This window comes from Bradyrhizobium sp. 62B, from assembly GCF_030272265.2.
Classification (GTDB): Bacteria; Pseudomonadota; Alphaproteobacteria; order Rhizobiales; family Xanthobacteraceae; genus Bradyrhizobium.
The window spans coordinates 1379203-1405234 of record NZ_CP092841.2; the positions used below are offsets into that span (position 1 = coordinate 1379203).

A 26032-nucleotide genomic window follows, 5' to 3' on the forward strand; every position below is an offset into this window, starting at 1 on the left:
GTCACAGCTCGATCACGCCGCGGCGCGCCGCATGCGCCACCGCATCGGTGCGGCCGGTGGCATCGAGCTTGTCGAGCAGCGAGCCGACATGGAATTTGACGGTGTGCACGGAGATGCCGAGCCGGCGCGCGATCATCTTGTTGGAGGCGCCCTCGGCCATCAGCGCCAGCACGTCGAGCTCGCGCTGCGTCAGCGCGATGTCGTCGGGCATGACGCGGGGATCGCGCGCGACGATCGTTGCCGCGGCTTGCTCGCCGGGCACGGCAAGGCGCAGCCCGGCGACATTGCCGAGCAAGGCCGCCAGGCGATCGGCGAGGGCGGGGTCGTCGATCTCCAGGGCGAGCACGATCTCCGGCGTCTTGTCCTCGCTCACGTCTCCGGCCTCTCGCCGACCGTGACCTTGAAGCTGACCGGCTCGCCGCCGCGGCGCGCCGCGACATCGACCACCGCGCCGACGCTCGAAGGACCGAGTGTTCGCGACAGTGCGCGCACGCCTGATAGTTTCTGGTCGTTGACCGCGACGATGACGTCGCCCTGGCGGATGCCGGCTGCGGCGGAAGGTCCGGCCTTGTCGACATTCATCACCATCGCGCCGACGCCGTCCTCGAGCCGCACCGGCTGCAGCCCGAGGCCGAGATAGCCGCGCGCGATACGGCCGCGTGTCTCGAGCTGGGCCGCGACGCGCTCGATCGTCGCGGTCGGGATCACCAGCACGCGCCGCGGGCCGAGCACGGCCATGCCGAAGACTTGCCCCGATGCATCGAGCGCCAGGCCGCCCTGCTGGGCTGGACGGAGGCGAACGTCGAGCTCGATCCGCGCATCGATCTCGCCGCCGCGCAAGGAGCGCCAGCCATTGCCGGACGCCGACACCATCGCCAGCGCCGCGCTCGGCGTCTCGCGGTTGGTGGCGACCACGACCGCCAACGCGCCCAGCGGCGGGACGGTTGCGGCGAGCTTGACCGGGACCGTCGCGACGTCGGCGCGGAGCAGCGCGATATCTGTGGTGTGGTCGCGCCCGACGATGGTGGCGGCGACCCGGCTGCCGTCGGCAAGGCCGATCTCGACCTCGCCCTCATCGGCGAGCGTCTCGTCGGCGGTGATGATCAGGCCGCTCTTCCAGACAAAGCCGGTGGCGCGGGAGCGGTGCGAATGCACGGAGACGATCGAGGGCGCGGTGCGCGCCGCGAGGTCCACGAGCGCGGACGATAGCGAGGACAGGGGACTAGGATCAGTCATGGTGGGCTCCTGTTAGTTGTCCTCAATCTGGGATGTCGCGGGTGATTGCGAAACTGGCCGGGTGGCCAGGACCGGACGGGCCTCTTCAAGACCATTGCCGACGAATATGTGATTGGGAGCGCCTCACGGGAACGTGTAGCAATCCGAAAATTGCGCCCATGGCCTCAAACGTTTTCAGCGAGCCCTCATGACCGTCGACCTCACCCGCCGCACCCTGCTGCAACTCGCCGGCGCCACCTCGCTTGCCATGGCGGCCGCGGCGGCGGCGCGCGCCGAGGGCACGCCGCAGGGCGGGCCGACCTATGCCAGCCGCACGCCGATGCGGGTCGGCATGGTGACGCTGCGGGTGAAGAACCTCGACACGGTCGCGGACTACTATCGCGACGTCATCGGCCTCACCGTGATGGAGCGCTCGGCGACCGCGGCGAAGCTCGGCACATCTGGCATCACGCTGCTGGTACTGGAGGCCCGTCCCGATGCGGCCATCGAGCCGCGCAACGCCGCCGGCCTCTACCATACCGCCTTTCTGATGCCGACCCGCAAGGATCTCGCGCGCTGGCTGGTCCATGCCGCCTCGCACCGCGTGAAGCTGTCGGGCTTCGCCGATCACCTCGTCTCTGAGTCCGTCTATCTCGACGACCCCGAAGGCAACGGCATCGAGGTCTATGCTGACCGCGATCCCTCGCAATGGCAATGGAGCGAAGGCAGCGTCAAGATGGCGACCGACGAGCTCAACATCCCCGACCTGCTGTCGCTGACCAATACGCGCGTGCCCGATTATGCCGGGGCGCCGGAGGGCTTGCGCATCGGCCACATGCATCTGCGGGTCGGCGATCTCGCGCAGGCCGGCAATTTCTATCATGGTACGATTGGCCTCGATCCGACCCGCAGCCGCGCCGGGGCGGCGTTCCTGTCGTCGGGCCGCTATCACCATCACCTCGGCATGAATGTCTGGCAGAGCCAGGGTGCCGGCCAGCGCGACGAGTCCACGACCGGCCTCGCCTGGTTCTCGCTGGTGATGGCGAAGCCGGAGCTGCTCGCCGCCCAGGAAGAGCGCCTGCGCAAGGGTGGCGTGAAGGTCACGGCGCTGGCGGGCGGCCTCGAGGCCGTCGATCCCTGGGGCACGCGAGTGCGCTTGCTCAAGGTTTGATCGCCGGGGCGGGCATTGCTAATAGCCGTCGGGTGCCAGCTTCCGGAGCCCCCGACATGTCCGAATTCCACGGCGTCTTCCCCTATCTCGTTTCCCCCGTCGATGCCGACGGCAGCGTGCGCACCGAAGTGCTCGCCAAGCTCTGCGATGATCTGATCGGCGCCGGCGTGCACGGCTTGACGCCGCTGGGCTCGACCGGCGAATTCGCCTACCTCAGTGCCGCGCAGCGGATGGCCGTCGTGCGGACCACGATCGAGGCCGCGAAAGGCCGGGTGCCTGTCATCGCCGGCGTCGCCTCGACCTCGACGGCGGACGCGGTCGCGCAGGCGAAGGCCTATCAGAAGCTCGGCGCCGACGGCATTCTGGCGATCCTGGAGGCGTATTTCCCGCTTGCCGATGCCCAGGTCGAGTCCTACTTCCGCGCCATTGCGGATGCCGTTGACATTCCCGTCGTCATCTACACCAACCCGCAATTCCAGCGTTCAGACCTGACCCTCGATGTCATCGCACGCCTCGCCGAGCATCCGCGCATCGGCTACATCAAGGACGCCTCGACCAACACCGGCCGGCTGCTCTCGATCATGAATCGCTGCGGCAATGCCTTGCGGGTGTTCTCGGCCTCCGCCCATATCCCGGCCGCGGTGATGCTGATCGGCGGGCTCGGCTGGATGGCGGGCCCGGCCTGCATCATCCCGCGCCAGAGCGTTGAGCTCTACGAGCTCGGCAAGGCCGGCCGCTGGGACGAGGCCATGGCGCTGCAGCGGCGGCTGTGGCGCATCAACGAGGCCTTCGCCCGCTTCAACCTCGCCGCCTGCATCAAGGCCGGGCTTGCGATCCAGGGTTACGACGTCGGCGATCCCGTCCCGCCGCAGGCCCCGCTGACATCGGAGGCGCGCAAGGTCGTCGAGGCGGCGTTGAAGGAGCTGGCATAGCCGCTACCCCGGCATGACAAATCCGTGGGTTCGCCGCCCAAAACCGCGGCTGGCATGCCTTTGATCGATCCGCTAAAAGGCTGCCCGCAGTTTCGAAAAGACCCTGAGGACCCCACGGAATGAATATTCTTCCCGGCAATTTGCGTTTCGGAGCGGGCCAGCCCGTCAAGCGTTTGGAAGACCAGCGGCTGCTGACCGGGAAGGGACAGTTCATCGACGACAAGCCAGAGGAGGGTGCGCTATGGCTGTATGTGCTGCGCTCGCCGCATGCCCACGCCAGGATCGTCTCGATCGACAGCAGCGCCGCAGCGTCGATGCCGGGCGTTGCCGCGATCTACACCGGCGCCGACCTCGTCAAGGACGATGTCGGCAGCATCCCGACCTTAAGCATCTTCAAGCGCCCCGACGGCAAGCCGATGACGGTGCCGCCGCGCCGGCTGCTCGCCCACGAGGTCGTGCGCTACGCCGGTGAGGCTGTCGCCGCGGTGGTGGCGTCCTCGCGCGCCGAAGCGCAGACCGCTGCCGAAGCGATCGTCGTCGAATACGACGTGCAGCCCGCGGTGGTCGATCCGGTCGAGGCCGTCAAGCCCGGCGCGCCCGTGGTGTGGCCTGAGGCGCCCGATAACATCGTCGGCGCGATGTCCTACGGCGATGCCGCCAAGGTCGACGAGGCCTTCGCCAAGGCCGCGCACACGGTCGAGCTCGATCTCGTCAGCCAGCGCCTGGTGCCGTCCGCGATGGAGCCGCGCTCGACCATTGCCGAGATCGACAAGAAGAGCGGCCGTCTCCTGCTGCACGTGCAGTCGCAGACGCCGGCCTCGACCCGCGACGTGCTGGCGGAGGCCGTGCTCAAGCGCCCCAAGGACAGCGTGCGCGTGCTGGTCGGCGACATCGGCGGCGGCTTCGGCCAGAAGACCAATCTCTATCCCGAGGACGGCATCGTCGCCTATGCCGCGACCAAGCTGAACAAGAAGATCCGCTGGCGCGGCGATCGCACCGACGAATTCGTCGGCGGCACCCATGGCCGCGATCTGACCTCGACCGCCTCCTTCGCGCTCGACGAAAAGGGCAAGGTGCTGGCCTATCGCGTCAAATCGATCGGCTGCACCGGCGCCTATTCCTCGGGCGCGGCCAACATCATCCCGCTGGTGCTTGGGCCGTTCGTCCAGACCGGCGTCTATGATTTGCCGCTGGTGCATTTCGAGGTGCAGTCGGTGATGACCCACACCGCGCCGGTCGGGGCCTATCGCGGTGCGGGCCGCCCGGAGGCCGTCTTCATCGTCGAGCGCCTGTTCGACGCCGCCGCGCGAAAGATCGGCATGGATCCGCGTGCGATCCGCAAAGCGAACTACATCAAGCCGGCGCAGCTGCCCTACACCAACGCGGCCGGCCAGGTCTACGATTCCGGCGCCTTCGCGCACATGCTCGACCGCGCCGTGAAGCTGGCGGACTGGGACGGCTTTGCCGCGCGCAAGAAGGCGGCGAAGAAGAAGGGCCTGCTCTACGGGCGCGGGCTCACCTCCTATATCGAATGGACCGGCGGCCGCGCCCACACCGAGAAGGTCAGCCTGCACGCGACCTCTCAGGGGCGCGTCGTGCTGCATTCCGGCACCATGGCGATGGGGCAGGGGCTGCAGACCACCTACACCCAGATGATCTCCGACACGCTCGGCATCGCCATGGACAAGATTGACGTCGTGCAAGGCGACACGGATCTCGCCATGGGGTTCGGCAGCGTCGGCTCGCGCTCGCTGTTCGTCGGCGGCACGGCGGTCGCGGTGTCCTCCAACGATCTGATCCAGAAGGCGCGCGAGAAGGCTGCCAACGTGCTGGAGACTTCGATCGAGGACATCGAGTATCAGGGCGGCATGCTCACCGTGGTCGGCACCGACCGCCGCATCAGCCTGTTCGATCTCGCCGAGAAGGAGAGCGGCGCCAAGCTCAGCGTCGATTCCGAGGGCGAGGTCGATGGCCCGAGCTGGCCGAACGGCACGCATATCTGCGAGGTCGAGATCGACCCGGAGACCGGCGTCTCCAAGGTCGTGCGCTACACCACGGTCGACGACGTCGGCGTCGCCGTGAACCCGATGCTGGTGACGGGGCAGATCCATGGCGGCGTCGCGCAGGGCATCGGCCAGGCGCTGTACGAAGGCGTGTCCTACGATGCCGACGGCCAACTGCTGACCGCGAGCTACCAGGACTACTGCATCCCGCGCGCCGACGACGTGCCGCCGATCGTGGTGACGCTGGACGATACCGCGCCCTGCCGCACCAATCCGCTCGGCGCCAAGGGCTGCGGCGAATCCGGCGCCATCGGTGGCCCGCCTTGCGTCACCAACGGCGTAATGGACGCGCTCGCCGAGCTCGGCATCACCCAGCTGAACACGCCGCTGACGCCGCAGAAGGTGTGGCAGGCGATCAGGGACGCGAAGGCGGCGGGGTAGCGCGTTGCTCCGCGACCCGCTGCGTCACACTCAACTGTCGTCCCGGGGCGCGCGAAGCGCGAGCCCGGGACCCATAGCCACAGGGAGTGTTGTGGCGCGAAGCTGATAACTCCGAGTCCTCGTAGCCACGTCCGCCCGTGGTTATGGGTCCCGGATCTGCGCTTCGCTTGTCCGGGACGACAGCGGAGGGTGCCGCGCTAATGCGGGCCAGGCAGCGGCCTCAAATCCCCAGCATCATCTTCGCAATGATGTCGCGCTGGATCTCCGAGGTGCCGCCGAAGATGGTGTAGGCGCGGCCGTTGAGATATTCGGGCACCACCGTCAGCATCTCCTCAGGAATCGCCGGCTCGTGGTTGAGCTTGTAGAGGGGACGCATCGGCTCGACCGCGAGCGCGTCGTGGCCGATCACGTCGACGCCGAGGCGCGTGACGGCTTGCCTGATCTCGCTGTTGCGCAGCTTCAGGATCGACGACACAGCGCCGGGATTTTGCCCGGTCTGCAACGCCGAGAGCACGCGCAGCTCGGTCATTTCCAGCGCGTCGATGTCGATTTCGACCTCGGAGATGCGGCTGGCGATATCGGGACTGTCGATGGCGCGGCCGGTCAAATCGGATTCGGCAAGATCAGAGATCGCCTTCAACCCCTCGCGCAACTTCGCCGATGCGATGCCCGAGCCGCGCTCGAACTCGAGCAGGTATTTGCCGTAGGTCCAGCCCTTGCCCTCGTCGCCGACGCGGTTGGCCACGGGCACGCGGACGTCGTCGAAGAACACCTGGTTGACCTCGTGGTCGCCGCCGATGGTGAGAATGGGGCGCGTGGTGATGCCCGGTGTCTTCATGTCGATCAGGATGAAGCTGATGCCGTCCTGCTGACGCTCGCCATCGCTGGTGCGCACCAGCGCGAACATGCGGTTGGCGTGGTGGGCATGCGTGGTCCAGATCTTGGTGCCGTTGATGATGTAGTCGTCGCCGTCGCGCACCGCGCGAGTCTTCAGCGAGGAGAGGTCGGAGCCGGAGCCCGGCTCGGAATAACCCTGGCACCAGTAGTCTTCGCCGGAGAGGATTCGTGGCAGGTAAAAGCTCTTCTGCTCCGGCGAGCCGAAGCCGATGATGACGGGCCCGACCATCTTCACGCCCATCACGTTGACATTGGGCACGCCCGCCCGCGCGCATTCGGTCTCGAAGATCCAGCGCTGCGCCGGGGTCCAGGCCGGCCCGCCGTATTCGACCGGCCAGCCCGGCGCGCCCCACCCGTTGGCGTGCAACGCGCGCTGCCAGGCCATGCCGATATCGGGGTCGGAGAACACCGACGGCGTCAGCGCGGTCGCGCGCTTCATCTCCTCGGTGAGATTCTTGGCGATGAAGCCGCGCACTTCGCTCTGGAAGGCGCGCTCGTCGGCATTGAAGGTGAGGTCCATGAGGCGCTCCCAGTGTCAGGTTTTACGGCCAAGCTCGGCGTGGCGCGCATAGTGGTGCGCGCTGCCGCCGAACAGCGTGTCGAAGGCGACGAGACGCTTGAAATAGGCGCCGACCTCGAGCTCTTCGGTGACGCCCATGCCACCGTGAAGCTGGATCGATTGCTCGCCGACGAAGCGCGCGCATTTGCCGATCTTCGCCTTCGCGCCGGAAGCCGCGCGGGCGCGCTCGGTCGGCGCAGCATCCACCTTTAGCGCGGCCCGCAACGCCATCGAGCGCGCCTCGTCGACCTGCATGGCCATGTCGGCGAGGCGGTGGCGGATGACCTGGTTGGCCGAGAGCGGCCGGCCGAACTGCTTTCGGATCTTGGTATAATCGAGCGTGGTCTCGAGCAGCGTCTGCATGATGCCGACGGCTTCCGCGCCCAGCGCGGCCATGGCGCGATCGACCGCCCATTCGATCGCCGGCAGCGCGTCGTGGCCGTCGCCGAGCAGCGCGTCTTCCGGCAGGTGCACGTCCGACAATTCGATGTTGCAAGCCCGTCCGCCGCCGAGGCGCGCGTAGTCGGAGATCGCAAGGTCCGGCGCCGTCGCCGGCAGCACGAACAGGCCGATCCGCCCCGAAGGACCGTGATGGTCGTGGACGAGCGCCGAGACGATGATCTCGTCGGCGGCATGGCCGTCGAGCACCGCGATCTTGCTGCCAGACAGGCGCCAGCCTTGCGCGGTCTTGGTCGCCGATGTCGCGACCTTGGCGAGATCGAACCGTGCGGCGCGCTCGGAATGCGCGAACGCAAGCTTCAGCGATCCGTCGGCGACCTTGGGCAGGCTCGCCTGCTTCTGCTCGGCCGTACCGCATCTTTCGAGCAGCCCGGCTCCCAGCACCACCGTCGCGACATAGGGCTCCGACACCAGCCCGCGGCCGAACGCTTCCATCAGGATGCCGATCTCAACCGCGCCGCCGCCGAGCCCGTCAAACTCCTCGGTGATCGGCAGCGCCAGCCAGCCGAGCTCGGCGAACTGCTTCCACACCGCAGGGCTGAAGCCGAGCGGATCGCTCGCCATCTTGCGGCGGTGATCGGCATGGTAGCTGCCGGCTATGAAGCGCTCCGCGCTGTCGCGCAGCAGCTTCTGCTCGTCACTGAGATTGAGGTCCATGTTCTTACTCCGCCGCCGGCGGCTTGCGCACGGAGGGATGCAGGCCGGAAGGATCGACGATCATGCCGAACTCCTGAAGATTATGTGCGTGACAGAGCTGATGCAGCGCAAAGGCCTGGTCGATCGCGGCCGGTTGGCCCATCACGTCGACCGAGCGATTCACTGCCTCCTTGGTCATCTTCAGCGCGAAGGATGGCTTTGCCGCGATCCGGCGCGCCAGGTCCAGCACGCGTGCCGACAGCTCCGCGCGCGGCACGACCTGGTTGACCATGCCGAGCTGTTGCGCCTCCTGCGCGCTCCAGCTGTCGGCGGTGAACAGGAACTCCTTGGCCTTGCGCGGGCCGAGCTCCCAGGGATGCACGAACCATTCGACGCCGCAGACGCCCATGGTGACGACAGGGTCGCAGAACTGCGCGTCGTCGCTGGCGACGATGAGGTCGCAGGCCCATGCCAGCATCAGCCCGCCGGCGATACACTTGCCGTGGACCTCGGCGACGGTGGGCTTGGCGAGGTTACGCCAGCGCCGCGTGATCTGGAGATAAATTTCCTGCTCGCGCGCGAAGCGGCCATGGGCATTCGGCTCGGCAAAGCCGCCCCAATTTCCGATCGGCGGGAAATCGACCCCGGCGGTGTTCTTGCCCCCGGGACGCAGATCGTGGCCGGAGGAGAAGTGCGGACCGCTGCCGGCGAGAATGATCACCTTGACCGCATCATCCTGCACCGCCGCGTCGAAGGCGGCGTTGAGGTCGTAGGTCATTTGCAGGTTCTGCGCATTGCGCGCCTCGGGCCGGTTCATCACGACCCTTGTGATAGCGGGCTCGGGCCGCTCCACGAGGATGGTCTCGAACGAGGTCATAGCGCTTCCCCCAGTTCTGTCTTAATTGTTTCGTCAAGTTGACTATGTCGGTCAGGGATAGGCAAGAGGCTTGCGTCAGTCGGCTGCTTTTCGCGCCTTGGGAGGGATGCAAGATGTCTGGCGCCTTGCGGGTCGCATCTGGTAGTTTGCGCCGGATTCCACCGGGAGAAATTTGATGCGCAAGATCCTGACCGTGCTGGCGGCGCTGGCCTCGCTGAGCCTCACCAATTGCGGCTACAACGCGATCCAGAGCGAGGACGAGCAGATCAAGGCCAACTGGTCCGAGGTCGTGAACCAGTATCAGCGCCGCGCCGACCTCGTGCCCAACCTCGTCAATTCGGTGAAGGGCTTCGCGCAACAGGAAAAGGACGTGCTGCTCGGCGTCACCAATGCGCGCGCCAAGGTCGGCAGCATCCAGGCAACGCCCGAGGTGCTTAACGACCCCGCCGCCTTCCAGAAGTTCCAGGCTGCCCAGGGCGAGCTCTCCAGTGCGCTGTCGCGGCTGCTGGTCGTCACCGAGAACTATCCGCAGCTCAAGTCCGACGCGCTGTTCAAGGATTTGATGTCGCAGCTCGAGGGCACCGAGAACCGCATCACCGTCGCACGCAACCGTTACATCAAGGCGGTGCAGGACTATAACGTCACCATCCGCTCGTTCCCGAGCAACCTCACCGCGATGATGTTCGGCTACAAGGAGAAGCCGAATTTTTCGGTGACGAACGAGAAGGAGATCTCGACCGCGCCGAAGGTGGATTTCAATCCGGCGCCGGCGCCGTCGAAGTAAGCGCGCCGCTTCACGAATGCGCCAGGCCTCACCCACCGCTGTCATTCCCCGCGAAGGCGGGGAATCCAGTACGCCGCGGCTTCTCTGTATCCCGCTGGCGTCTCTGGAATACGGGATCGCCCGGTCAAGCCGGGCGATGACAGCGAGATTGTGGCGGGCGTATTCGGTGCTCGCCTCGTGCGTCCTCACTCTCGCACTCCTCCTCGCCCTCGCGTTCCCCGTCTTCGCCGACGTCGCCGTTCCCCAGCTCACCGGCCGCGTCGTCGACCAGACCGGCACGCTCTCCGGCGGCGACATCGCCTTGCTGTCGCAAAAGCTGCGCGACTTCGAGACGCGCAAGGGCAGCCAGATCTCGGTCCTGATCGTGCCGACGACGCAGCCGGAGACGATCGAGCAGTTCTCGATCCGCGTCGCGGAGGCCTGGAAGATCGGACGCAAGAAGATCGACGACGGCGCCATCCTCGTCGTCGCCAAGAACGACCGGCATTTGCGCATCGAGGTCGGCTACGGCCTGGAAGGTGCGCTCACCGACGTCACCTCGCGGCGGATCATCGACGAGATCATCACGCCGAAATTCAGGAACGGCGATTTCGCCGGCGGCATCTCGGATGGCGTCGAGCGGATGATCCGGGTGATCGACGGTGAACCCTTGCCGGTTCCCTCGCCGACCGTGAACTTCGGCAACCTCGACGATCTCGCACCGCTCGCTATCGTCACGCTGTTCGTCTCGGTAGGCATCGGGGGCGCTTTCCGCGCCATGCTGGGACGGCTGCTCGGATCGCTGGTGACCGGGGGCATCATTGCGACGCTGACCTGGTTCATTCTCGGATCTTTCGGTCTGGCCCTCGCGCTGGGCGGTCTCGGCTTCATCATCGGCTTCATCGCCGATCTGTTTTCGGCGATCACGCCGGGCACGGGCCGCTCGCGCGGCGGCGCCTGGTCGAGCGGCAGCTCGGGAGGCGGCTGGAGCAGCGGTTCGTCGAGCAGCAGTGACAGCGGCAGCTTCAGCGGTGGCGGAGGCAGTTTTGGCGGCGGCGGCGCCTCGGGGAGCTGGTAGCGGTCATGAGCATCAAACGCATCGCCAGGCATCTCGTGCAGCATCATTGGCGGGCCAAACAGATCTTTCCGCCAGCCGTGCTCGCCCGCATCGAGCAGGCGATCGAGCTTGGCGAAGCCACCCATTCCGGCCAGGTTCGCTTCGTCGTCGAAGGCGCGCTCGACGGCCGCCCCCTGTTCCGCAACCAGCCGGCGCGCGCGCGTGCGCTCGATGTGTTCTCGCATTTGCGCATCTGGGACACCACGCACAATAATGGCGTCCTGATCTATCTCCTGCTCGCCGACCGCGATGTCGAGATCGTCGCCGATCGCGGCATCGACGCGAAGGTCGGCGCTGCGGGCTGGGAAAGCATCTGCCGCGCCATGGAGGCCGAGTTCGCTGCCGGCCAGTTCGAGCGCGGCGTCATCACCGGCATCGAAGCGGTGTCGCGCGAGTTGGCCAAGCACTTTCCGCCGAGCACGTCGCATCCGAACGAGCTGCCGGACGCGCCGGTCGTGATGTGACGGAGTGTGATGTGTGAAGGCGCCTGGCTCGCATTCCGCCGCCGTTCATCTTGCCCGATTACAAATTGTTTCACGCCCGCCACACCGGTTCCATCTTCCCGGCTCAATTCAGCCCCGGATGACTCCCTAAAATTTCGGTAAGCGGGTCCCAAGGTAAGGATTTCGCAAGCAATGAAAGTTACCAAAAGGTCAATCCAGAGCGGAGTATTTGAACTGTGAGCGAACCAATGGCTGAGCAGGCTGCCCAGGACAAGAGCGTCGTCGAAGCCGAGACGACCGCGCCGCAGGCTGTCGAGGCTGCCGGGATCGACGCCCCCTCGATCGCGCCCGACCACGAGGCGCCGCCAAAGCCCGACCCGGTGAAGGTCGAGCCGCCGAAGATCGAAGCCAGGGTTGAGCCCAAGGTTGAAACCCAGCCCGAGCCGAAGCCCGGCAAGCTCATCGTCATGGCGCCCTCGGAGCGCAACTGGGACCGCGAGAATTTCGCCCCGCATGTGAAGGCGGACGAGCCGCGCGAAGCCGCTGGCAAGCGGCGTCTGTCGGCGATGGCCGCGGTGGTGGCGATCGCCGCCAGCGTCGGCGCCATCAGCGGCGCGCTCGCAACCGCCGGCATGATGCATTTCGCAAGCCCGGCGCAGGCGCCGGTCCAGGTCGCCGACACCAGCGCGCTCGATGCGTCGGTCGCGCGGATCGACGCCGATCTCGTCGCGCTCAAGGCCAATGTCGAGCACAGCGCCAAGACGGGCGTCAGCCAGTTCAACCGGGCCAATGACCGCCTCGACAAGCTCGAAAAGGCGCAAGGCGAGCCGCTCGCCAAGATCGCCAAGCTGTCGGAGGCCGTCGACAAGCTCCGCGCCACGCCGCCCGCCGCTCCCGCGCAGGCCGCTGCTGCGCCCGCGAAGGAAACCACCGGCTCGATCGCGCCGACCCAGGTTGCGACCGCTGCCGCCGCACCGGCCCCGGTGGCTGCCGCGCCCAAGACCGAGGTCGGCCGTCTGCCGACGGTCGAAGGCTGGCGGCTGCGCAACGCCGCCAATGGCGGTGCGCTGATCGAGGGCCGCGACGGGCTCTACGAGGTCTATCCCGGCGATCCCATCCCCGGCGTCGGTCGCGTCGATGCGATCCGTCGCCAGGACGGCCGCTGGGTCGTCGTCACCAGCAAGGGGCTGATCGTCTCGCGCTGAGCGTTCGATATCCGACTTTAGAAGAGGCGCTTCACCACGATGTGAGGCGCCTTTTTGCTTGAATAGGCATGCCGGCGCGGTGTTACCTAAGGCATGAGCCGCGCGTTGCGAATTCTCGTTGCTGCCGCCGTGTTGTTCGGCGGTGCTCCTTCGCTTCGGGCCGCGGAGACGACGCAGCTGATGCGCGGCACGGCGATCACCGATTCCGATCTGCTGCGCCGGCTCGATGAGAGCGACGTTCTCACGATCTCGCGCCTGGTGGCGCCGGAGCGCAAGGCGGATCGTCCGCTGACGACGGACCTGTTGTTTTCGGAGCTGCCACAGCTCAAGGACATTCCGCCGGCGATCGCCGCGGAGTTCGAACGTTATGTCGCCAGGCAGAAGGCGGCCTGGCCGACCGAGACCATCGGCGTCGGCGAAGGCTTTGACGTGCAGCTGTTTGATCGAGCCAATCTGAATTCCTCCGACACGCGTTTCGTGCTGGCCGGCATCGTCAACCGCATGGACCGCGCCTATGCCGCCGAAGAATCCTGCGGCGAGATCCGGTTGATCTATCGTCTCGCGCGTTTCGACAGCAAGCCGGACGGCGGCAAGACCGCAACGCGGCTGCCGATGACGCTCAACCTGGTGATGATGGCGCGCGATCCGCGCCAGAGGGATGCGAACGGCAAGCCGATCAGCTGCGCCGAGATCGCGCGGCGCTGGCTCGACAACGGCAAATGGCAGGAGCTGATCGGCGGCCAGGACGATGCCACGCTCGATCGCATCGAGACCAATATCCAGATATCCGTCGCGCCGAAATCGCCGCTGCACGATTTCCGCTCCGACTATCTGCTCAAGGTGTTCAAATACGACGCCGCGACGAAGACGTTCGCGGAAGGAACGTTGGAAAATCAGATCGACCGCGATCGCATCCTCGCCAGCGAAGCGCTGCGGCGCGATTTTAGGGATTGGCTGCTCGCACCCGAGAATCTGCGCGAATTCGATCGCGGCACGGTGCTGATCCCGGAAAGATTCCTGGCCAGGGCCGCGGTGGTGCCGACGCCCGCCGGCCTCGATGCCTCCGCGCTGCAGCCGGAGTACGGCATGATGCAGGGAGAGGGAAAAGGCGAGGGCAGCAACGATTCCGTCTTCGCCGACAACGACGTGATCGGCGCGTTGAAGCAGGCCGCCGCGCGCGGGGACCCCCAGAACATCCGTTCGGTCGCAGGCTTCCAGCGCCGTCTCAACGACGTCACCTGCTCAGGCTGCCACCAGACCCGCGGCATCGGCGGCTTCCATTTCCCTGGTGTCGACGGGCTGGCGGACAAGCCGTCCAATTCGACCATCGTGCCGGCCTCGCCGCATTTCCTGGGCGATCAGCTCCGCCGCCGCGACATCCTGGCCGCCTTCGCCACGGGCAAACGCCCTGATTTCTCACGCGGATTTGCCAGCCGGCCGCAGACCCGCGGCAGCAGCGAGCTCGCCGGAAGCGAGTATCAGGATGGCTGGGGCGCGCATTGTTCCTTGGCCGATGCGGGATCGGGAACGCGAGATGCGAGTTTTACGTCATGGACCTGTGCTAACGGTCTCACCTGTCAAGCCGCCGCGGCCTCGCGCCGCATCGGCATGTGCTTCATCAAGACGCGTTAGACCTACCAACATTTGGATGATCCATGACGGACACGGGCAACGCCAACAAAGCGCGCAATCGCGAGATCGCGCAGAATGAGGAAGCCAAGCAGGTCACCGGCAGCGCCCGCGTCAGCATCTGGGCGATCGCGATGGCCGTCATCGTCGGCGGTGTCCTGTTCACGCTGGGCTGGCTGTCGCTCCGGTAGCTTTCACTTCGCGTAATTCGTCATCCGCTTGCCCGGCAGCAACTCGTACGCCGGCTTCCAGCCGGGCAGCGCGGCCATGCGGCCGAGCCAAGCGTGGATGGCGGGATGGCTCGTGGCGAAGTCAAAGCCGTGCTCGTCGCTCGGATAGTGCAGATAGGCCATCATCGAGATATCGGCGACCGTCGGCTTTGCGCCGATCGCGAAGGCGTTGTGCTGCAGATGCCCGTCGAGAATGCCGAGGAAGTCCTCGAGCCGGCGGCGGAAGTGCTTCAGCACCTGCGGGTCGCTGTTCTCGGTGAAGGCCCGCATGAAGCGGTAGGTTGCCATGTAGCCGGTGAGCTTGTGGTTGTCCCAGAACAGCCAGCGCAGCAGCTCGAACTTCTCTTCCTCGGTTTCGGCGCCGAAGCGGCCATGTTGCTCGGCGAGCTTGAGCAGCAGCGGTGCGGTCTGCGTCATCTTCACGCCGTCGATCTCGAGCACGGGAATCTCGCCCATCTCGTTGACCGCCTTGCGCCACTCCGCCGTGCGCGTGACGCCGCCGGCAAAATCGGTCCACACCGGCTCGAACCTCTCGCCGCACAGCGTCAGCATCAGCGCCAGCTTGTAGCTGTTGCCGGATTCGGGGAAGTAGTGCAGGCGGTAGAGGGGCATGGAACTCGCAAGACGTATCGTTGCTGACAAGGTTTGCCGAAGCGACGGCGCTAGCCGACCGCCCCCGACCCCCTCAGCTTCCTGATCGCCGCCTCGTCGTATCCAGCCCCGCGCAAGATCTCGTCACTGTGCTCGCCCACGGCGGGCGGCTTGCGCGGCTGCACCTTCTTGGCGCCGTCGATCCAGATCGGGCTGTTGATGGTCAGCATGGTGTCATTCTCGAACGGCACCAGCACCTCGTTGTCGAGCATCTGCTTGTCGTTCGGGATGTCGTCGAGAATGGCGACGACGCCGAACACGAGGCCATTGCCGTCGAGGATCTTTCGCCATTCGGAAAGATCCCTGGTGGCAAACGTCTCGTCCAAAATCTTGATCAGCTCGACCGAACGCGCGTGGCGGTCGGCCTTGGTGGCGAAACGCGGGTCGTTGATCAGGTCCTCGCGCCCCAGGCACTTGGCCAGCGTCGGAAACTGCTTCTCCTCGCTCAGCAGCGACAGGATCAGCCAGCGGCCGTCTTTGCACTGGTAGTGGTTGGCAACCGCGTTGAGCGCGCGCTCGCGCGGGCGCCGCTCGCCGAACTTGGCGCCGCAGAGTTTTGCCTGGGCCAGCACGCTCGCGGCCCACACGCCGTTCGCCATCAGATTGGAGGCGACATGCGAGCCCTTGCCGGTCTTCTCGCGCTGATACAGCGCGGTGACGATGGCGCCATAGAACGCCATGGCGCAGGGATGATCGCCCATGCCCGCGACCGAGCGGGCCGGCGTGGTGTCGGTGTCGGCCCGGACCAAATCCATCAGGCCGGAGCGCGCCCAATAGGCGTTGCTGTCGAAGCCGGGCTTGTTGGCCTCCTCGCCCTTTTCGCCGTAGCCGGTGAAGGAGGCGTAGATCAGCCGGTCGTTGAGATGGGCGAGATGGTCATAGGCGATGCCGAGCTTGGCGCGCACCGGCGGCGGCATGTTGGTGATGAAGACGTCGGCTTCTGCCACCAGCTTGTAGAGCACCGCCTGCGCCTCGGGCTTGGCAAGGTCGAGCGCGATGCTCTTCTTGTTGCGGGCTTCCAGCAGCCAGGCGAAATTGTGCTCGCCGGTGGGATAGCCCGGCAGGTTCGGCAGGTTGCGATAGGGGTCGCCGGCGCCGGGCGGCTCGATCTTGATGACATCGGCGCCGAAATCCGACAGCACGGTCGCGGCCGCGGGCGCTGCGATGAAGCTCGCGCAGTCCAGAACCTTCAGGCCGGCAAAAATGCCCTTATCCATCGCAGCGTCGCTCCCTTGGCTTCGGTCGTTTCCCGCGCGCTGGAATTGCCGCGGGGCTGGTGTTGGGAGCATTAGACCGATGTTTTGCCGGGATGCAACGGCGCCTGGCGCAGGGCCTCACTCCTCCCCCGCAAGCAGCGCCGCGTTGCCGCCAGCGGCCGCCGTATTGATCGTCACCGTCTGCTCGGTCGCGAAGCGGGCGAGGTAGTGCGGGCCGCCGGCCTTGGGGCCGGTTCCGGACAGGCCGTTGCCGCCGAACGGCTGCACGCCGACCACGGCGCCGATCATGTTGCGGTTGACGTAGATGTTGCCGATCTCGGCGCGGTCGATGATGGCTTCGATCGTGTCGTCGATGCGGGAGTGAATGCCGAGGGTCAAGCCGTAGCCGGTGCGTTCGATGGCCTGCAACACCCGCTCGAGGTTCTCCGCACGATAGCGCACGACGTGCAGGATCGGACCGAAGATCTCCTCGGTGAGCTCGCCGGCCTCTCGGAGCTCGAAGATGTGCGGCGCGACGAAGCAGCCGTCCGGCGCGTGGCCTGCAAAGTGCAGCTTTGCCTCGCTCTTCATTCGCGCGATATGCGCATCGAGGCGCTGCTTGGCTTCCATGTCGATGACAGGGCCGACATGGGTCGCGATGTCGGAGGGATCGCCGATCTTCAATTCGCGCGCGGCGCCCGCGATCATCTCGATCATGCGGTCGGCGACTTCCTCCTGCACGAACAACAGCCGCAGCGCCGAGCAGCGCTGACCGGCGGAGCGGAAGGCGGAGGTCACGACGTCGTCGGCGACCTGCTCGGGCAGCGCAGTGGCATCCGCGATCATGGCGTTGATGCCGCCGGTCTCGGCGATCAGCGGCACGATCGGTCCATCCTTGGCGGCGAGGGTCCGGTTGATCAGGCGTGCGACCTCGGTCGAGCCGGTGAAGACGACGCCGGCGATGTCAGGGTGTGCCGTCAGCAGCGCACCGATCTTGCCGTCGCCCGTGACGAGGTGCAGCGCGCTCCTGGGAATGCCGGCTTCGTGCAGCAAGGCGACGGCTTCGCGCGCAATGCGCGGCGTCTGCTCGGCCGGCTTTGCCACCACGCTGTTGCCGGCCATCAGGGCGGCCGTGACCTGGCCGAGGAAGATCGCGAGCGGAAAATTCCACGGCGAGATCGCGACGAAGATTCCGCGACCGCGCATCGCGAGCGCATTGCTCTCGCCGGTCGGGCCGGGCATCGCGGTATTGTTTCCGAACAGCTCGCGGCCCTGCGCGGCATAATAGCGGCAGAAATCGGCCGCTTCGCGCAGCTCCGACAGCGCATCGTCGAGCGTTTTGCCGCCTTCTCGTTGCAAGAGCGCGATGAAATGGGCGCTGCGGCTCTCCATAAGATGCGCGGCCTGCTCCAGCGCCGCCGCGCGTGTGCCTGCGGGCGTCCGGCTCCACGCGGCAAAGCCGGCGCGTGCCGCGGCGACCGCTGCGTTGGCCTGATCCGGCGTGGCGTCGGTGATCGGCTTGAGGTCGGCCGGCTCGGCTCTGACACTTGCCAGCAATTGGTCGAGCGCTAAGCGTGCGCCGAATTCGACGCCGCGTGAATTGCGCCGCTCCGGCGCAAAGAGATCGCCGGGCAGCGGAATCTTGGGATGGGCCGCTGCTTGCGGCCGGACAATCGCATCCGCCGGACGCTGCAGCAGCGCCGTCACAGGCACGCGATAATCGGCGGCCTGCGCCACGAACGACGAGTTCGCCCCGTTCTCCAGCAGCCGCCGCACCAGATAAGCAAGCAGGTCGCGATGGCTGCCGACAGGCGCATAGGTGCGGCAGGCGATCTCAGGATGATCCTTGGCGACCTGCTCGTAGAGCGCTTCGCCCATGCCGTGCAGGCGCTGGAATTCGAAGCCGCCGCCGTCTTTCGCGAGCTCCAGCACGGTCGCAACGGTCAGCGCGTTGTGGGTGGCGAATTGCGGGAAGATGCGCGGCCGCAGCGCCAACAGCTTCGTCGCGCAGGCGACGTAGTTCAGGTCCGTCATCGCCTTGCGCGTGAATACGGGATAGCCAATGAGCCCGCGTTCCTGCGCGCGCTTGATCTCGGTGTCCCAATAGGCGCCCTTGACGAGGCGTACCATCAGCTTGCGGTCATGCGCGCGCGAGAGTGCATCGACATAGTCGATCACCGCGCTGGCGCGCTTCTGATAGGCCTGGATCGCGAGGCCAAACCCGTCCCACCCCTGAAGCGAGGGATCGGCGAGCGTCGCGGCGATCACGTCGAGCGACAGCTCCAGCCGGTCGGCCTCTTCGGCGTCGACGGTGAAGTTGAGGTCGTGGACCTTGGCGCGTTGCGCAAGGTCCAGCAGTAGCGGCACCAGCTCGGCCATCACGCGGTCGCGGCTGATCGCTTCGAAGCGCGGATGCAGCGCCGAGAGTTTGACGGAGATGCCGGGCCGGTCGGGCAGGGGGCGATCGCCGGCCGCCTTGCCGATGGTCTCGATCGCGCTGGCATAGGCGTCGAAATAGCGCTTCGCGTCCGCCGCCGTGCGCGCGCCTTCGCCGAGCATGTCGAAGGAATAGCGCGGCTTCTGGCCGGAGCGGGGCCGGCCCCGCTCCAGCGCCTGCTCGATGGTCTCGCCCAGCACGAAATGGTTGCCCATCAGCCGCATTGCCTGGCGCGTCGCGGTGCGCACCGCCGGCGCACCGAGCCGCTTGACGAGGCGACCGATGGTGCCGTCGGGCGTCTCGCCGGGCTGGATCACCCGCGCCGACAGGCCGAGCGCCCAGGCCGAGGCATTGACCAGAAACGCGGTGGACTTGGTCTCGTGATGGATGAAATCGCCCTCGCCGAGCTTGTCTTCGATGAACTGGTCGGCGGTGTGCGCATCGGGCACGCGCAGCAGCGCCTCGGCCAGCACCATCAAGGCGAGGCCCTCCTTGGTCGAGAGCGCGAACTCCCGCAGCATGTCCTCGACCCCACCGAGCCGGTCGTCGCGCTTGCGGACCGCCTCGATCAGCCGCGTCGCGGTGCGGTCGATCCGCGCCTCCTGCGGCGGACTGAGATGCGATGCCGGCAACAGCTTGGCTGCGATCTCGGCATCGTCTGGCGCGTAGGGGGCAGTGAAGGCAGGCGGGATGTTCGGCATGGCGTGTCCTGTGGCTCAAATCCAGGATAAGGCCCGCGTTACCGCAGTTCGATAGACAATCTAGCAAATTTGCCTTAGAAAATGAAGCTCAAGCATCTATTGGCCTCATAAAATATGGAACTCGATCGAATCGACCGGAAAATCCTCTCGATTTTGCAGGAGGATGGGCGGATCGCCAATGTCGAGCTCGCCGAGCGCATCGGGCTGTCGCCGACCTCGATCGGCGAGCGACTGAAGCGCCTGCAGCGCGAGGGTTTTGTCGAAGGCTATGGCGCGCGGCTCAACCCGCATCGCCTGGGCCTCGGCCTCCTCGTGTTCGTCGAAGTGCTGCTGGACAAGACCACGCCCGACAATTTCGAGCGGTTTGCGCGTGCGGTGAAGCTCGCGCCCGAGGTGTTGGAGTGTCACATGGTTGCCGGCGGCTTCGACTATCTTGTGAAGGCGCGGCTTGCCGACATGGCGGCGTATCGACGCTTTCTCGGCGAGACCCTGCTGTCGATGCCGGGCGTGCGCGAGACGCGGACCTATGCGGTGATGGAAGAGATCAAGCGCGACGCACCGTTGCCGGTGGGCTGACGACATGTCGTCGCGATTGTCATTGCTGCGGCGTTGAACAAGCGGTCTTCTCAGGAAAAATAGCTATCCTCGTGCAATCGCAACGCCTGTCGTCGAATGCACTGGCCGTCTTCTGAAATTTTCTTGGCCCGCTCCCGGAAGGTGCTCCGGGAGGCAGCAAAGGCTGGCGGGCTTATACTTTGAGGTTCTCTGCGGAAGTCTTGCCCCGGTTTGCGATCTCTTCGTATTCCACCGTCTGTCCCTCGTTCAGGGTCGACAGACCGGCTTTCTGCACTGCCGAGATATGCACGAACACATCCTTGCCACCCGACGCAGGCTGGATAAATCCATAACCCTTCGTCGGGTTGAACCACTTGACCGTACCTTTAGCCATCACGACTTCTCCGCGGGTCTTCCTCCGAGATCGCGAACCGCCAGTCCCCGCCAACCGGCCGGTTCGGTCCTACCAGGATACGCGGAATGTGGCGGGCTTGGTAGCTCAAACCACATCGGCATTTCGCCGAATTCCGCTCAACTTCGCGGCGCTTTTGCCGGTTTTGCCCGTTTCGCGGTCAATTGGCCGGAGGGCCGCGCGCCGTCGGTCAATACGTCGCGGCCAGGTAATCGACGATCTTGCCGACATCGGCATCGTCGATCGGCGCGCCATAGACCTTGATCATCTTGGTCACCTCGGCCTGCCAGAAGCCCTTCTTGTCCTTCATTGGCGGCTGCGTCTTGATGTAGTCCGCCGAGTGGCAGGCGCTGCAATTGCCTTTGACGACTTCGAGATCGGGGCCCGGCTTGAACGCCGCGACCTCGTCAGGGGTCTTGTAATTGACCGGCGCGGCCAGTGCCGAACCCACCCAAGCGGCGAGGCCGAGCGAGACGGCGAGGAGAACGGTGCGCTGCATGATCATTCTCCCTCAGGCCACGGTCACGCGGGTGGTTTCGACGACGTTGCGTAGATAACCCGCCGGGTTCCAGCGTGGCGTGTCCGGCTGCGTCTCGCCGCCATTGCCGGTGGCGCGCACCTTGAGCTCAACGCTGCCCGCCGCGAGCTTCACCGGCAGCTTCCATTCGCGGAAGGCGTATTTGCCGAGATCCTTGCCGAGCTTGGCGTTCACCCAGCTCTTGCCGCCGTCGGTGGAGACCTGGACCTCCTTGATGCCCTTGCCGCCGTCGAAGGCGATGCCGCGCAGGGTCACAGCGCCGGCCTTCAGCCTGGCGCCGTCGGGCACGCTGGTGATGAAGGAGCGGATGGTGAAGCGGTTGATCGGGATCGTCGCCTTCGGCGCGGTGCCCGGCTCGATCGAATGGTCGGGCGTATCGGGAATGCGATAGGCCGACTTCATCCAGAAGCCGTCATAGACGTTGTCGACGACGTTGATCTCGTTGAGATGCTTGACCCAGTAGGTGCCGTAATAGCCGGGCACGATCAGGCGCAGCGGAAAGCCGTTGAGGAACGGTAAGTCCTCGCCGTTCATGCCGTAGGCCAGCATCACCTCGCCGTCCCGGGCGTGATCGACGTCGAGCGCCTTGATGAAGTCGGGCGTCTTGTCGCTGACCGGGCCGTCCATGCCGTTGAACGTGACCTGCTTGGCGCCGCTCTGCACGCCGGCCATCTCCAGCACCGCCTTCAGCGGCACACCGCGCCAGCGCGCGCAGCCCATGGCGCCGTTGGCGAGCTGGCCGCCGGCGACGCGCGGCTCGAAGAAGCCGCGGCTGTTGCCGGAGCACTGCGCGACGGCGACGATCTCCGTCGCCTTCATCTTCCGGATGTCCTTCAGCGACAGCTTGAGCGGCTTGTCGACCTTGCCCTTGACCTCGAGCGCGAACTTGTCGGGATCGAGATTGTAGGGCAGGTCGGAGAGGTGATAGCGCACGAAGAACGCATTATTCGGCGTGATCGGGCCGTCGTTGAAGATCGCAAACGGCGTCTCGAGCTGCGGCGGCCGGCTGGTCAGGCCGATCATCGGCCGCTTCTGCGGATATTTCACCAGCGGTCGTTCGCCATTGGCAAAGGGCAACGTGACGGTGTCGAGGGCCAATGCCTTGGTGGAATTCAGTGTGGCCGCCATGGCGGCAAGCCCCGCTCTTTTGAGCAGGTCGCGTCGGTCGAACATTCTCGTCCCCTCCCGGAGCTTTTCTTCGGCCTGCGGTCATCACCGCGGACCCGCGCTCATCTGTCGCAACGATCCCGGCGAAGTCAATTCGTGCTTTCGCAGCAGGCCCATGCCGCTGCGTTGCAGCAGGCCGGTGTTACGCCCGTGCCGAGACAGAACGAAAGCGTAGCCGCGACGGCGGTGTGCTCCCTCGCCCCGCTTGCGGGGAGAGGCCAACATCACGCCGCGACGCGCTCGCTGCGGTCGACCAGCGCTGCCAGCTCCCGCGCATCCGCCACCACGCGCACCGCCATCGGCTCGTCGCGGCCGCGGATCGCGACCTCCTGGTGCGGCAACGCATCGTCGGCGAGGCCCGCCGTGCTTCGGATTTCGTCCGAGACGATCGCCTCGCAGGCCAGCGTCTTGGTCATGTCCTGCAGGCGGGCGGCGACGTTGACGGCATCGCCGAGCGCGGTGAAGACGATGTGATCGCGATAGCCGATGTCGCCGATGATGACCTCGCCGCCGTGAATGCCGATGCCGAAGCGGATCGGCTGGCGCAGATCATGGCTCAGGAGCTGGTTCAGCTCGTCGATATGGATGGCGATGCCAGAGGCCGCCTTCAGCGCCTGCCGGCAGGCGGTTTGCGGATCGGCCGTGAGCCCGAACAGCGCCAGCATGCCGTCGCCGACGAACTGGTTCGGCTGGCCGCCATTCTCGATCACGGCCTGCGACACCGCGCCGAGGAAGCGGTTGACGATGAACACGGTATCGAACGGCAACCGCTTTTCGGCAAGCTGCGTCGAGCCGCGCATGTCCACGAACAGGCTGACGAGATAGCGCTCCTGGCCGATGCTCGCCGGGGCCGAGGCGTGCGCGCTCGCCGACGACGTCTGCGGGGTGAAGAGCTGGAAGAAGGAGAGATCCGACGTCGGCCGCAATTGGCAGGCCAGCCGGATCGAGGGATCGTTGGTGCCGACGCGGGTCAGCACGAAGGCCTCGCGCTGCGACGGCTCGGGCAGGGTGGCATGATCGCCGATGACGCGGATGCGGCAGGTCGAGCAGCGGGCGCGGCCGCCGCAGACGCTGGCATGGGGCATATTGTGGCGCAGGCTTGCTTCCAGCACGGAAAGGCCCTTGGGGACCCGCACGGTCTTGCCGTTGCCGTAGGACAGCGCGATCATGCCGCCGCGCCGCTCGCGCCAGGCGCGCACGCCGCGCGCCGCCAGCGCCAGGCCCAGCAGCCCGAAATAGGTCATGGTGAAGGCGCCGGTGATGCGATCGAGCGTCGCGGCCTCGGCCGTGGTGCCGACCTGGCGGCGCGTGAGATTGTGCGTGCGCCATTCCCCGTCATCGGCTTCGTACGCGACGTTGCGGCCGCCCTGATAGATGCCGAGCAGCGACAGCGTCGGGATCAGCACGGCGGCGGCGAGCAGATAGGGCGCCGCGCGCGTGAAGAACGGCTTGAGGCGCAGCCAGAAGAAAATGCCGATGCAGCCGTGCACCCAGGCAACGAGCAGCAGGATCGTCATCTGCCAGAGCCGGCCGGGCGCGGCGACGAAGAACAGATACAGCTCCTGCGGATAGAGCTTCTGGTGATCGTACAGCGTGTAGCCGAGCCGCACCCCGACCACGTGCGCCATGACCAGCGCGGGGATGCTCAAGCCCAGCACGAGCTGCAGCGGCTCGACCGTCCGCCAGCGGAACTGGCGGCGCTGGTACAGCGCGTAGATGCCGAGGCCCATATGCGTGAGCGCGGCGGAGTAGAACACGATCGAAACGGGCAGGAATTGCCAGAAGGCGGTGTGGTAATAGACCCCGGCCTCCATGGCCTCGACCGAGATGTTGCCGAGCGCATGGTTGAGGAAATGGCTGATCACATAAGAGAACAGGATCAAGCCGCAGACGAGCCGCACCTGCCGCACGCTGGTCGCGCGGGAAAGCTCGGAAAATCGTGAAGATGCGGTGGCGGCCATGATTCGGTTGTATCAGTTCACCAAGGAGAACAGCCAGCGTAGCGCTAAATTCCCGGGGTGGACAGCTGGCCGGATCACATGCGCGCAAGGTTACGAAATCGTAGGGGTGAAGGCGCCCGCCACTCCCACCGCTGTGCTGCCCCCGCATTGACTCCCCATCCCAGGTTGGCGAAAAGCGCGGCCGTGACGATCGCTCCCGATATCTCCGTGAAGCCCGGCGGCTCCGACCGCCGTCTCATCCTGACGGCCGTGCTCGTCATCGCCGCGATGACGCTGCTGCGTGTCGTCTACGCCTCCGCGCTCGAGTTGCGCACCGACGAAGCCTATTACTGGACCTGGTCCAAGGAGGGCGCGCTCAGCTTCCTCGATCACCCCCCGGGCATTGCCTGGCTGATCCGCTTCGGCACCGCGATCTTCGGCGACACGCCGCTTGGGGTCCGCTTCGGCGGGATCGTCGCGATGCTGCTGACGCAGCTGCTGCTGGCCGACATCGTCCGCCGCCTTACCGACGATGTGCGCGCGATCGTGCTCGCGGTGCTGATGCCGGAGGCCGCGCTCTATTACGGCCTGCTGATGGCCAAGGTCGCGCCCGATGTCGCAATGATCCCCTTCGCGGTGGCGATGATGTGGTCGCTGGTACGGCTGGCGCAGAGCGGCGACGGACGCTGGTGGTTGGCGGCCGGCCTGTTCGCCGGCCTCTCGATGCTGTCGAAATTCACGGCGATCATGTTCGCGCCGGCGGTTGCCGCCTTTCTGCTGGTACCGGATTGGCGCTGGCGCTGGTTGCGCAGTCCGTATCCATATCTCGCCGTGCTGGTCGCAATCCTGGTGTTCTCGCCCGTGCTGGTCTGGAACGTGCAGCACGATTGGGCCTCGTTCCGTTTCCAGGGCGTGCGCGCCACCGCCAATTACGGAATCTCTCTGCGGACGATTGGCGACTACATCGGCCTGCAATTCGGCCTGGTCGGTTTCGTCATGCTGCCGGTGGTGCTGACCGGACTGGTGCTGACGGCGTGGCGAGGCGCTCGCACGCGCGAGCCGGCCGCGATCCTGCTGTCGACGGCGGTGCTGGTGCCATTCCTCTATTTCCTCTTCAAGTCGACCACGCTGCGGGTCGGCGATACCTGGCCGATGTTCATGTGGCCGGTCGGCTTCGCCGCTGCCGCCGGGAACCTCGCAATGATGTTGAAGGAGGATTGGTCGGCCCGCATGCTGAGATCGTCGCTGTTCTGGGCGAGGACGGCCGTCACCACCGGCATCGCCTTCGTCGTCATCGTGTTCCTTTATTATGTCGTTGCGCCCTGGAATTTGCTCGGCAAGATGGATCCGATTGGCGCTGAGGCCGGCTATGAGCAGGTCGCCGCGCGCGCGCAGGCGGCGCTCAACGAAACCGGCGCGACCTGGATCGCCACCACGGATTATCGCACCTATGCCATGATGCGCTGGCTGTTCAGGGGGCGCGTGCCCGTCGTCGAGATCAACGAGCGCGGCCGCTTCCAGGACTTTGCCGATCCCGGCATGGACAGGATCAGGGGGCACGCCGGCATCTATGTCGGCCGTGAGCCGGACAACCGGTCGTCGCTGTGGGAGAACATCCCGGCGAAACGCGAACAGCTCGGTAAGGTCGAACGGTGCTGGCGCGGCCTCGTGATGGACACCTACGCGATTGAAAAGCTTTCCGGCTGGACCCCGGACTTGTCACCACCAAAGGACTCGCCGCTGTTTCAGTGGAAGGTGCTGGCGGGCGAGTTTGAAGAGCGTTCGCTCGGATAGAGCGGCACACTCCGCTTTCCCTTCTCCCACAAGGGGAAAGGGGACAGCGAGCGCGTGGCGAGAT

General features: G+C 66.1%; 23 protein-coding genes. 11 read left to right on the forward strand and 12 right to left on the reverse strand.

The genetic code is table 11. The features are described from left to right. Position 1: 1 nt before the first annotated feature. Positions 2 to 373 carry a response regulator transcription factor gene (locus ML401_RS06600; protein WP_285810764.1) on the reverse strand — a complete coding sequence of 124 codons (372 nt, stop codon included), beginning with the start codon at positions 371 to 373 and terminating at the stop codon, positions 2 to 4. Further along, positions 370 to 1236 (reverse strand): S1C family serine protease, encoded by an 867-nt coding sequence (locus ML401_RS06605; RefSeq protein ID WP_285810766.1) that lies wholly within the window; start codon positions 1234 to 1236, stop codon positions 370 to 372. The genes ML401_RS06600 and ML401_RS06605 overlap by 4 nt, the downstream gene beginning before the upstream one ends. A gap of 187 nt (positions 1237 to 1423) precedes the next feature. On the opposite strand from ML401_RS06605, the gene ML401_RS06610 reads away from it, so the two are divergent. The 3 genes from ML401_RS06610 (at position 1424) to ML401_RS06620 (ending at position 5762) form a co-directional block, all read left to right on the forward strand. Next, positions 1424 to 2386, forward strand: a complete 963-nt coding sequence (locus ML401_RS06610; protein WP_285810768.1) for a VOC family protein — start codon at positions 1424 to 1426, stop codon at positions 2384 to 2386. A 56-nt stretch (positions 2387 to 2442) separates the two neighbouring features. Continuing rightward, the gene (locus ML401_RS06615; protein WP_285810770.1) at positions 2443 to 3318 is read left to right on the forward strand and encodes a dihydrodipicolinate synthase family protein; all 876 of its coding nucleotides are present in this window, start codon (positions 2443 to 2445) and stop codon (positions 3316 to 3318) included. Positions 3319 to 3437: 119 nt separating this feature from the next. Next, entirely contained in the window at positions 3438 to 5762 is a 2325-nt protein-coding gene (locus tag ML401_RS06620; RefSeq protein ID WP_285810772.1) for a xanthine dehydrogenase family protein molybdopterin-binding subunit, read from the forward strand. A 220-nt stretch (positions 5763 to 5982) separates the two neighbouring features. Here the strand turns inward: ML401_RS06620 and ML401_RS06625 are convergent, their stop codons facing one another. From ML401_RS06625 to ML401_RS06635, 3 genes are read right to left on the reverse strand one after another with little or no spacing between them, the layout of a single operon-like run. Then, on the reverse strand, positions 5983 to 7179 hold the full coding sequence (locus ML401_RS06625) for an acyl-CoA dehydrogenase family protein (RefSeq protein ID WP_285810774.1): 1197 nt from the start codon (positions 7177 to 7179) through the stop codon (positions 5983 to 5985). Positions 7180 to 7194: 15 nt separating this feature from the next. Further along, positions 7195 to 8334, reverse strand: coding sequence for an acyl-CoA dehydrogenase family protein (locus tag ML401_RS06630; RefSeq protein WP_285810775.1), 1140 nt, complete (start codon positions 8332 to 8334; stop codon positions 7195 to 7197). A gap of 4 nt (positions 8335 to 8338) precedes the next feature. Beyond that, positions 8339 to 9190, reverse strand: coding sequence for an enoyl-CoA hydratase (locus tag ML401_RS06635; RefSeq protein WP_285810777.1), 852 nt, complete (start codon positions 9188 to 9190; stop codon positions 8339 to 8341). Positions 9191 to 9365: 175 nt separating this feature from the next. Between ML401_RS06635 and ML401_RS06640 the strand changes: the two genes are divergently transcribed. The 6 genes from ML401_RS06640 (at position 9366) to ML401_RS06665 (ending at position 14538) form a co-directional block, all read left to right on the forward strand. After that, positions 9366 to 9974: a LemA family protein gene (locus tag ML401_RS06640; protein WP_211418374.1), complete on the forward strand. Its 609-nt coding sequence runs from the start codon at positions 9366 to 9368 to the stop codon at positions 9972 to 9974. Positions 9975 to 10110: 136 nt separating this feature from the next. Next, positions 10111 to 11031: a YgcG family protein gene (locus tag ML401_RS06645; RefSeq protein ID WP_285810781.1), complete on the forward strand. Its 921-nt coding sequence runs from the start codon at positions 10111 to 10113 to the stop codon at positions 11029 to 11031. Between the two features lie 5 nt (positions 11032 to 11036). Then, entirely contained in the window at positions 11037 to 11534 is a 498-nt protein-coding gene (locus tag ML401_RS06650) for a TPM domain-containing protein (protein ID WP_285810783.1), read from the forward strand. 227 nt (positions 11535 to 11761) lie between these two features. After that, entirely contained in the window at positions 11762 to 12718 is a 957-nt protein-coding gene (locus ML401_RS06655) for a hypothetical protein (RefSeq protein WP_285810784.1), read from the forward strand. A 93-nt stretch (positions 12719 to 12811) separates the two neighbouring features. Next, positions 12812 to 14350 (forward strand): hypothetical protein, encoded by a 1539-nt coding sequence (locus ML401_RS06660; protein WP_285810786.1) that lies wholly within the window; start codon positions 12812 to 12814, stop codon positions 14348 to 14350. A 23-nt stretch (positions 14351 to 14373) separates the two neighbouring features. Further along, positions 14374 to 14538 carry a hypothetical protein gene (locus tag ML401_RS06665; protein WP_194406246.1) on the forward strand — a complete coding sequence of 55 codons (165 nt, stop codon included), beginning with the start codon at positions 14374 to 14376 and terminating at the stop codon, positions 14536 to 14538. A gap of 3 nt (positions 14539 to 14541) precedes the next feature. Here the strand turns inward: ML401_RS06665 and ML401_RS06670 are convergent, their stop codons facing one another. The 3 genes from ML401_RS06670 to putA all read right to left on the reverse strand — a co-directional run bounded on the left by ML401_RS06670 (position 14542) and on the right by putA (position 19562). Next, positions 14542 to 15189: a glutathione S-transferase family protein gene (locus ML401_RS06670; protein WP_285810789.1), complete on the reverse strand. Its 648-nt coding sequence runs from the start codon at positions 15187 to 15189 to the stop codon at positions 14542 to 14544. A 50-nt stretch (positions 15190 to 15239) separates the two neighbouring features. Next, on the reverse strand, positions 15240 to 16445 hold the full coding sequence (locus ML401_RS06675) for a CaiB/BaiF CoA-transferase family protein (protein WP_259216344.1): 1206 nt from the start codon (positions 16443 to 16445) through the stop codon (positions 15240 to 15242). A 117-nt stretch (positions 16446 to 16562) separates the two neighbouring features. Next, on the reverse strand, positions 16563 to 19562 hold the full coding sequence (gene putA / locus ML401_RS06680) for a bifunctional proline dehydrogenase/L-glutamate gamma-semialdehyde dehydrogenase PutA (protein ID WP_285810791.1): 3000 nt from the start codon (positions 19560 to 19562) through the stop codon (positions 16563 to 16565). Between the two features lie 114 nt (positions 19563 to 19676). On the opposite strand from putA, the gene ML401_RS06685 reads away from it, so the two are divergent. After that, entirely contained in the window at positions 19677 to 20138 is a 462-nt protein-coding gene (locus tag ML401_RS06685; protein WP_018317238.1) for an Lrp/AsnC ligand binding domain-containing protein, read from the forward strand. 172 nt (positions 20139 to 20310) lie between these two features. On the opposite strand, the gene ML401_RS06690 is transcribed toward ML401_RS06685, so the two are convergent. From ML401_RS06690 to ML401_RS06705, 4 genes are all read right to left on the reverse strand, one after another. After that, positions 20311 to 20511: a cold-shock protein gene (locus ML401_RS06690; RefSeq protein ID WP_008563500.1), complete on the reverse strand. Its 201-nt coding sequence runs from the start codon at positions 20509 to 20511 to the stop codon at positions 20311 to 20313. Positions 20512 to 20719: 208 nt separating this feature from the next. Beyond that, on the reverse strand, positions 20720 to 21028 hold the full coding sequence (locus tag ML401_RS06695) for a cytochrome c (protein ID WP_194406251.1): 309 nt from the start codon (positions 21026 to 21028) through the stop codon (positions 20720 to 20722). 12 nt (positions 21029 to 21040) lie between these two features. Continuing rightward, the gene (locus tag ML401_RS06700) at positions 21041 to 22240 is read right to left on the reverse strand and encodes a molybdopterin-dependent oxidoreductase (RefSeq protein WP_285810825.1); all 1200 of its coding nucleotides are present in this window, start codon (positions 22238 to 22240) and stop codon (positions 21041 to 21043) included. Positions 22241 to 22458: 218 nt separating this feature from the next. Beyond that, on the reverse strand, positions 22459 to 24195 hold the full coding sequence (locus ML401_RS06705) for an adenylate/guanylate cyclase domain-containing protein (protein ID WP_285810826.1): 1737 nt from the start codon (positions 24193 to 24195) through the stop codon (positions 22459 to 22461). Between the two features lie 267 nt (positions 24196 to 24462). Here ML401_RS06705 and ML401_RS06710 point away from each other — a divergent pair, with 267 nt between their 5' ends. Further along, on the forward strand, positions 24463 to 25968 hold the full coding sequence (locus ML401_RS06710) for a glycosyltransferase family 39 protein (RefSeq protein WP_249157200.1): 1506 nt from the start codon (positions 24463 to 24465) through the stop codon (positions 25966 to 25968). The last annotated feature ends 64 nt before the right edge of the window (positions 25969 to 26032 follow it).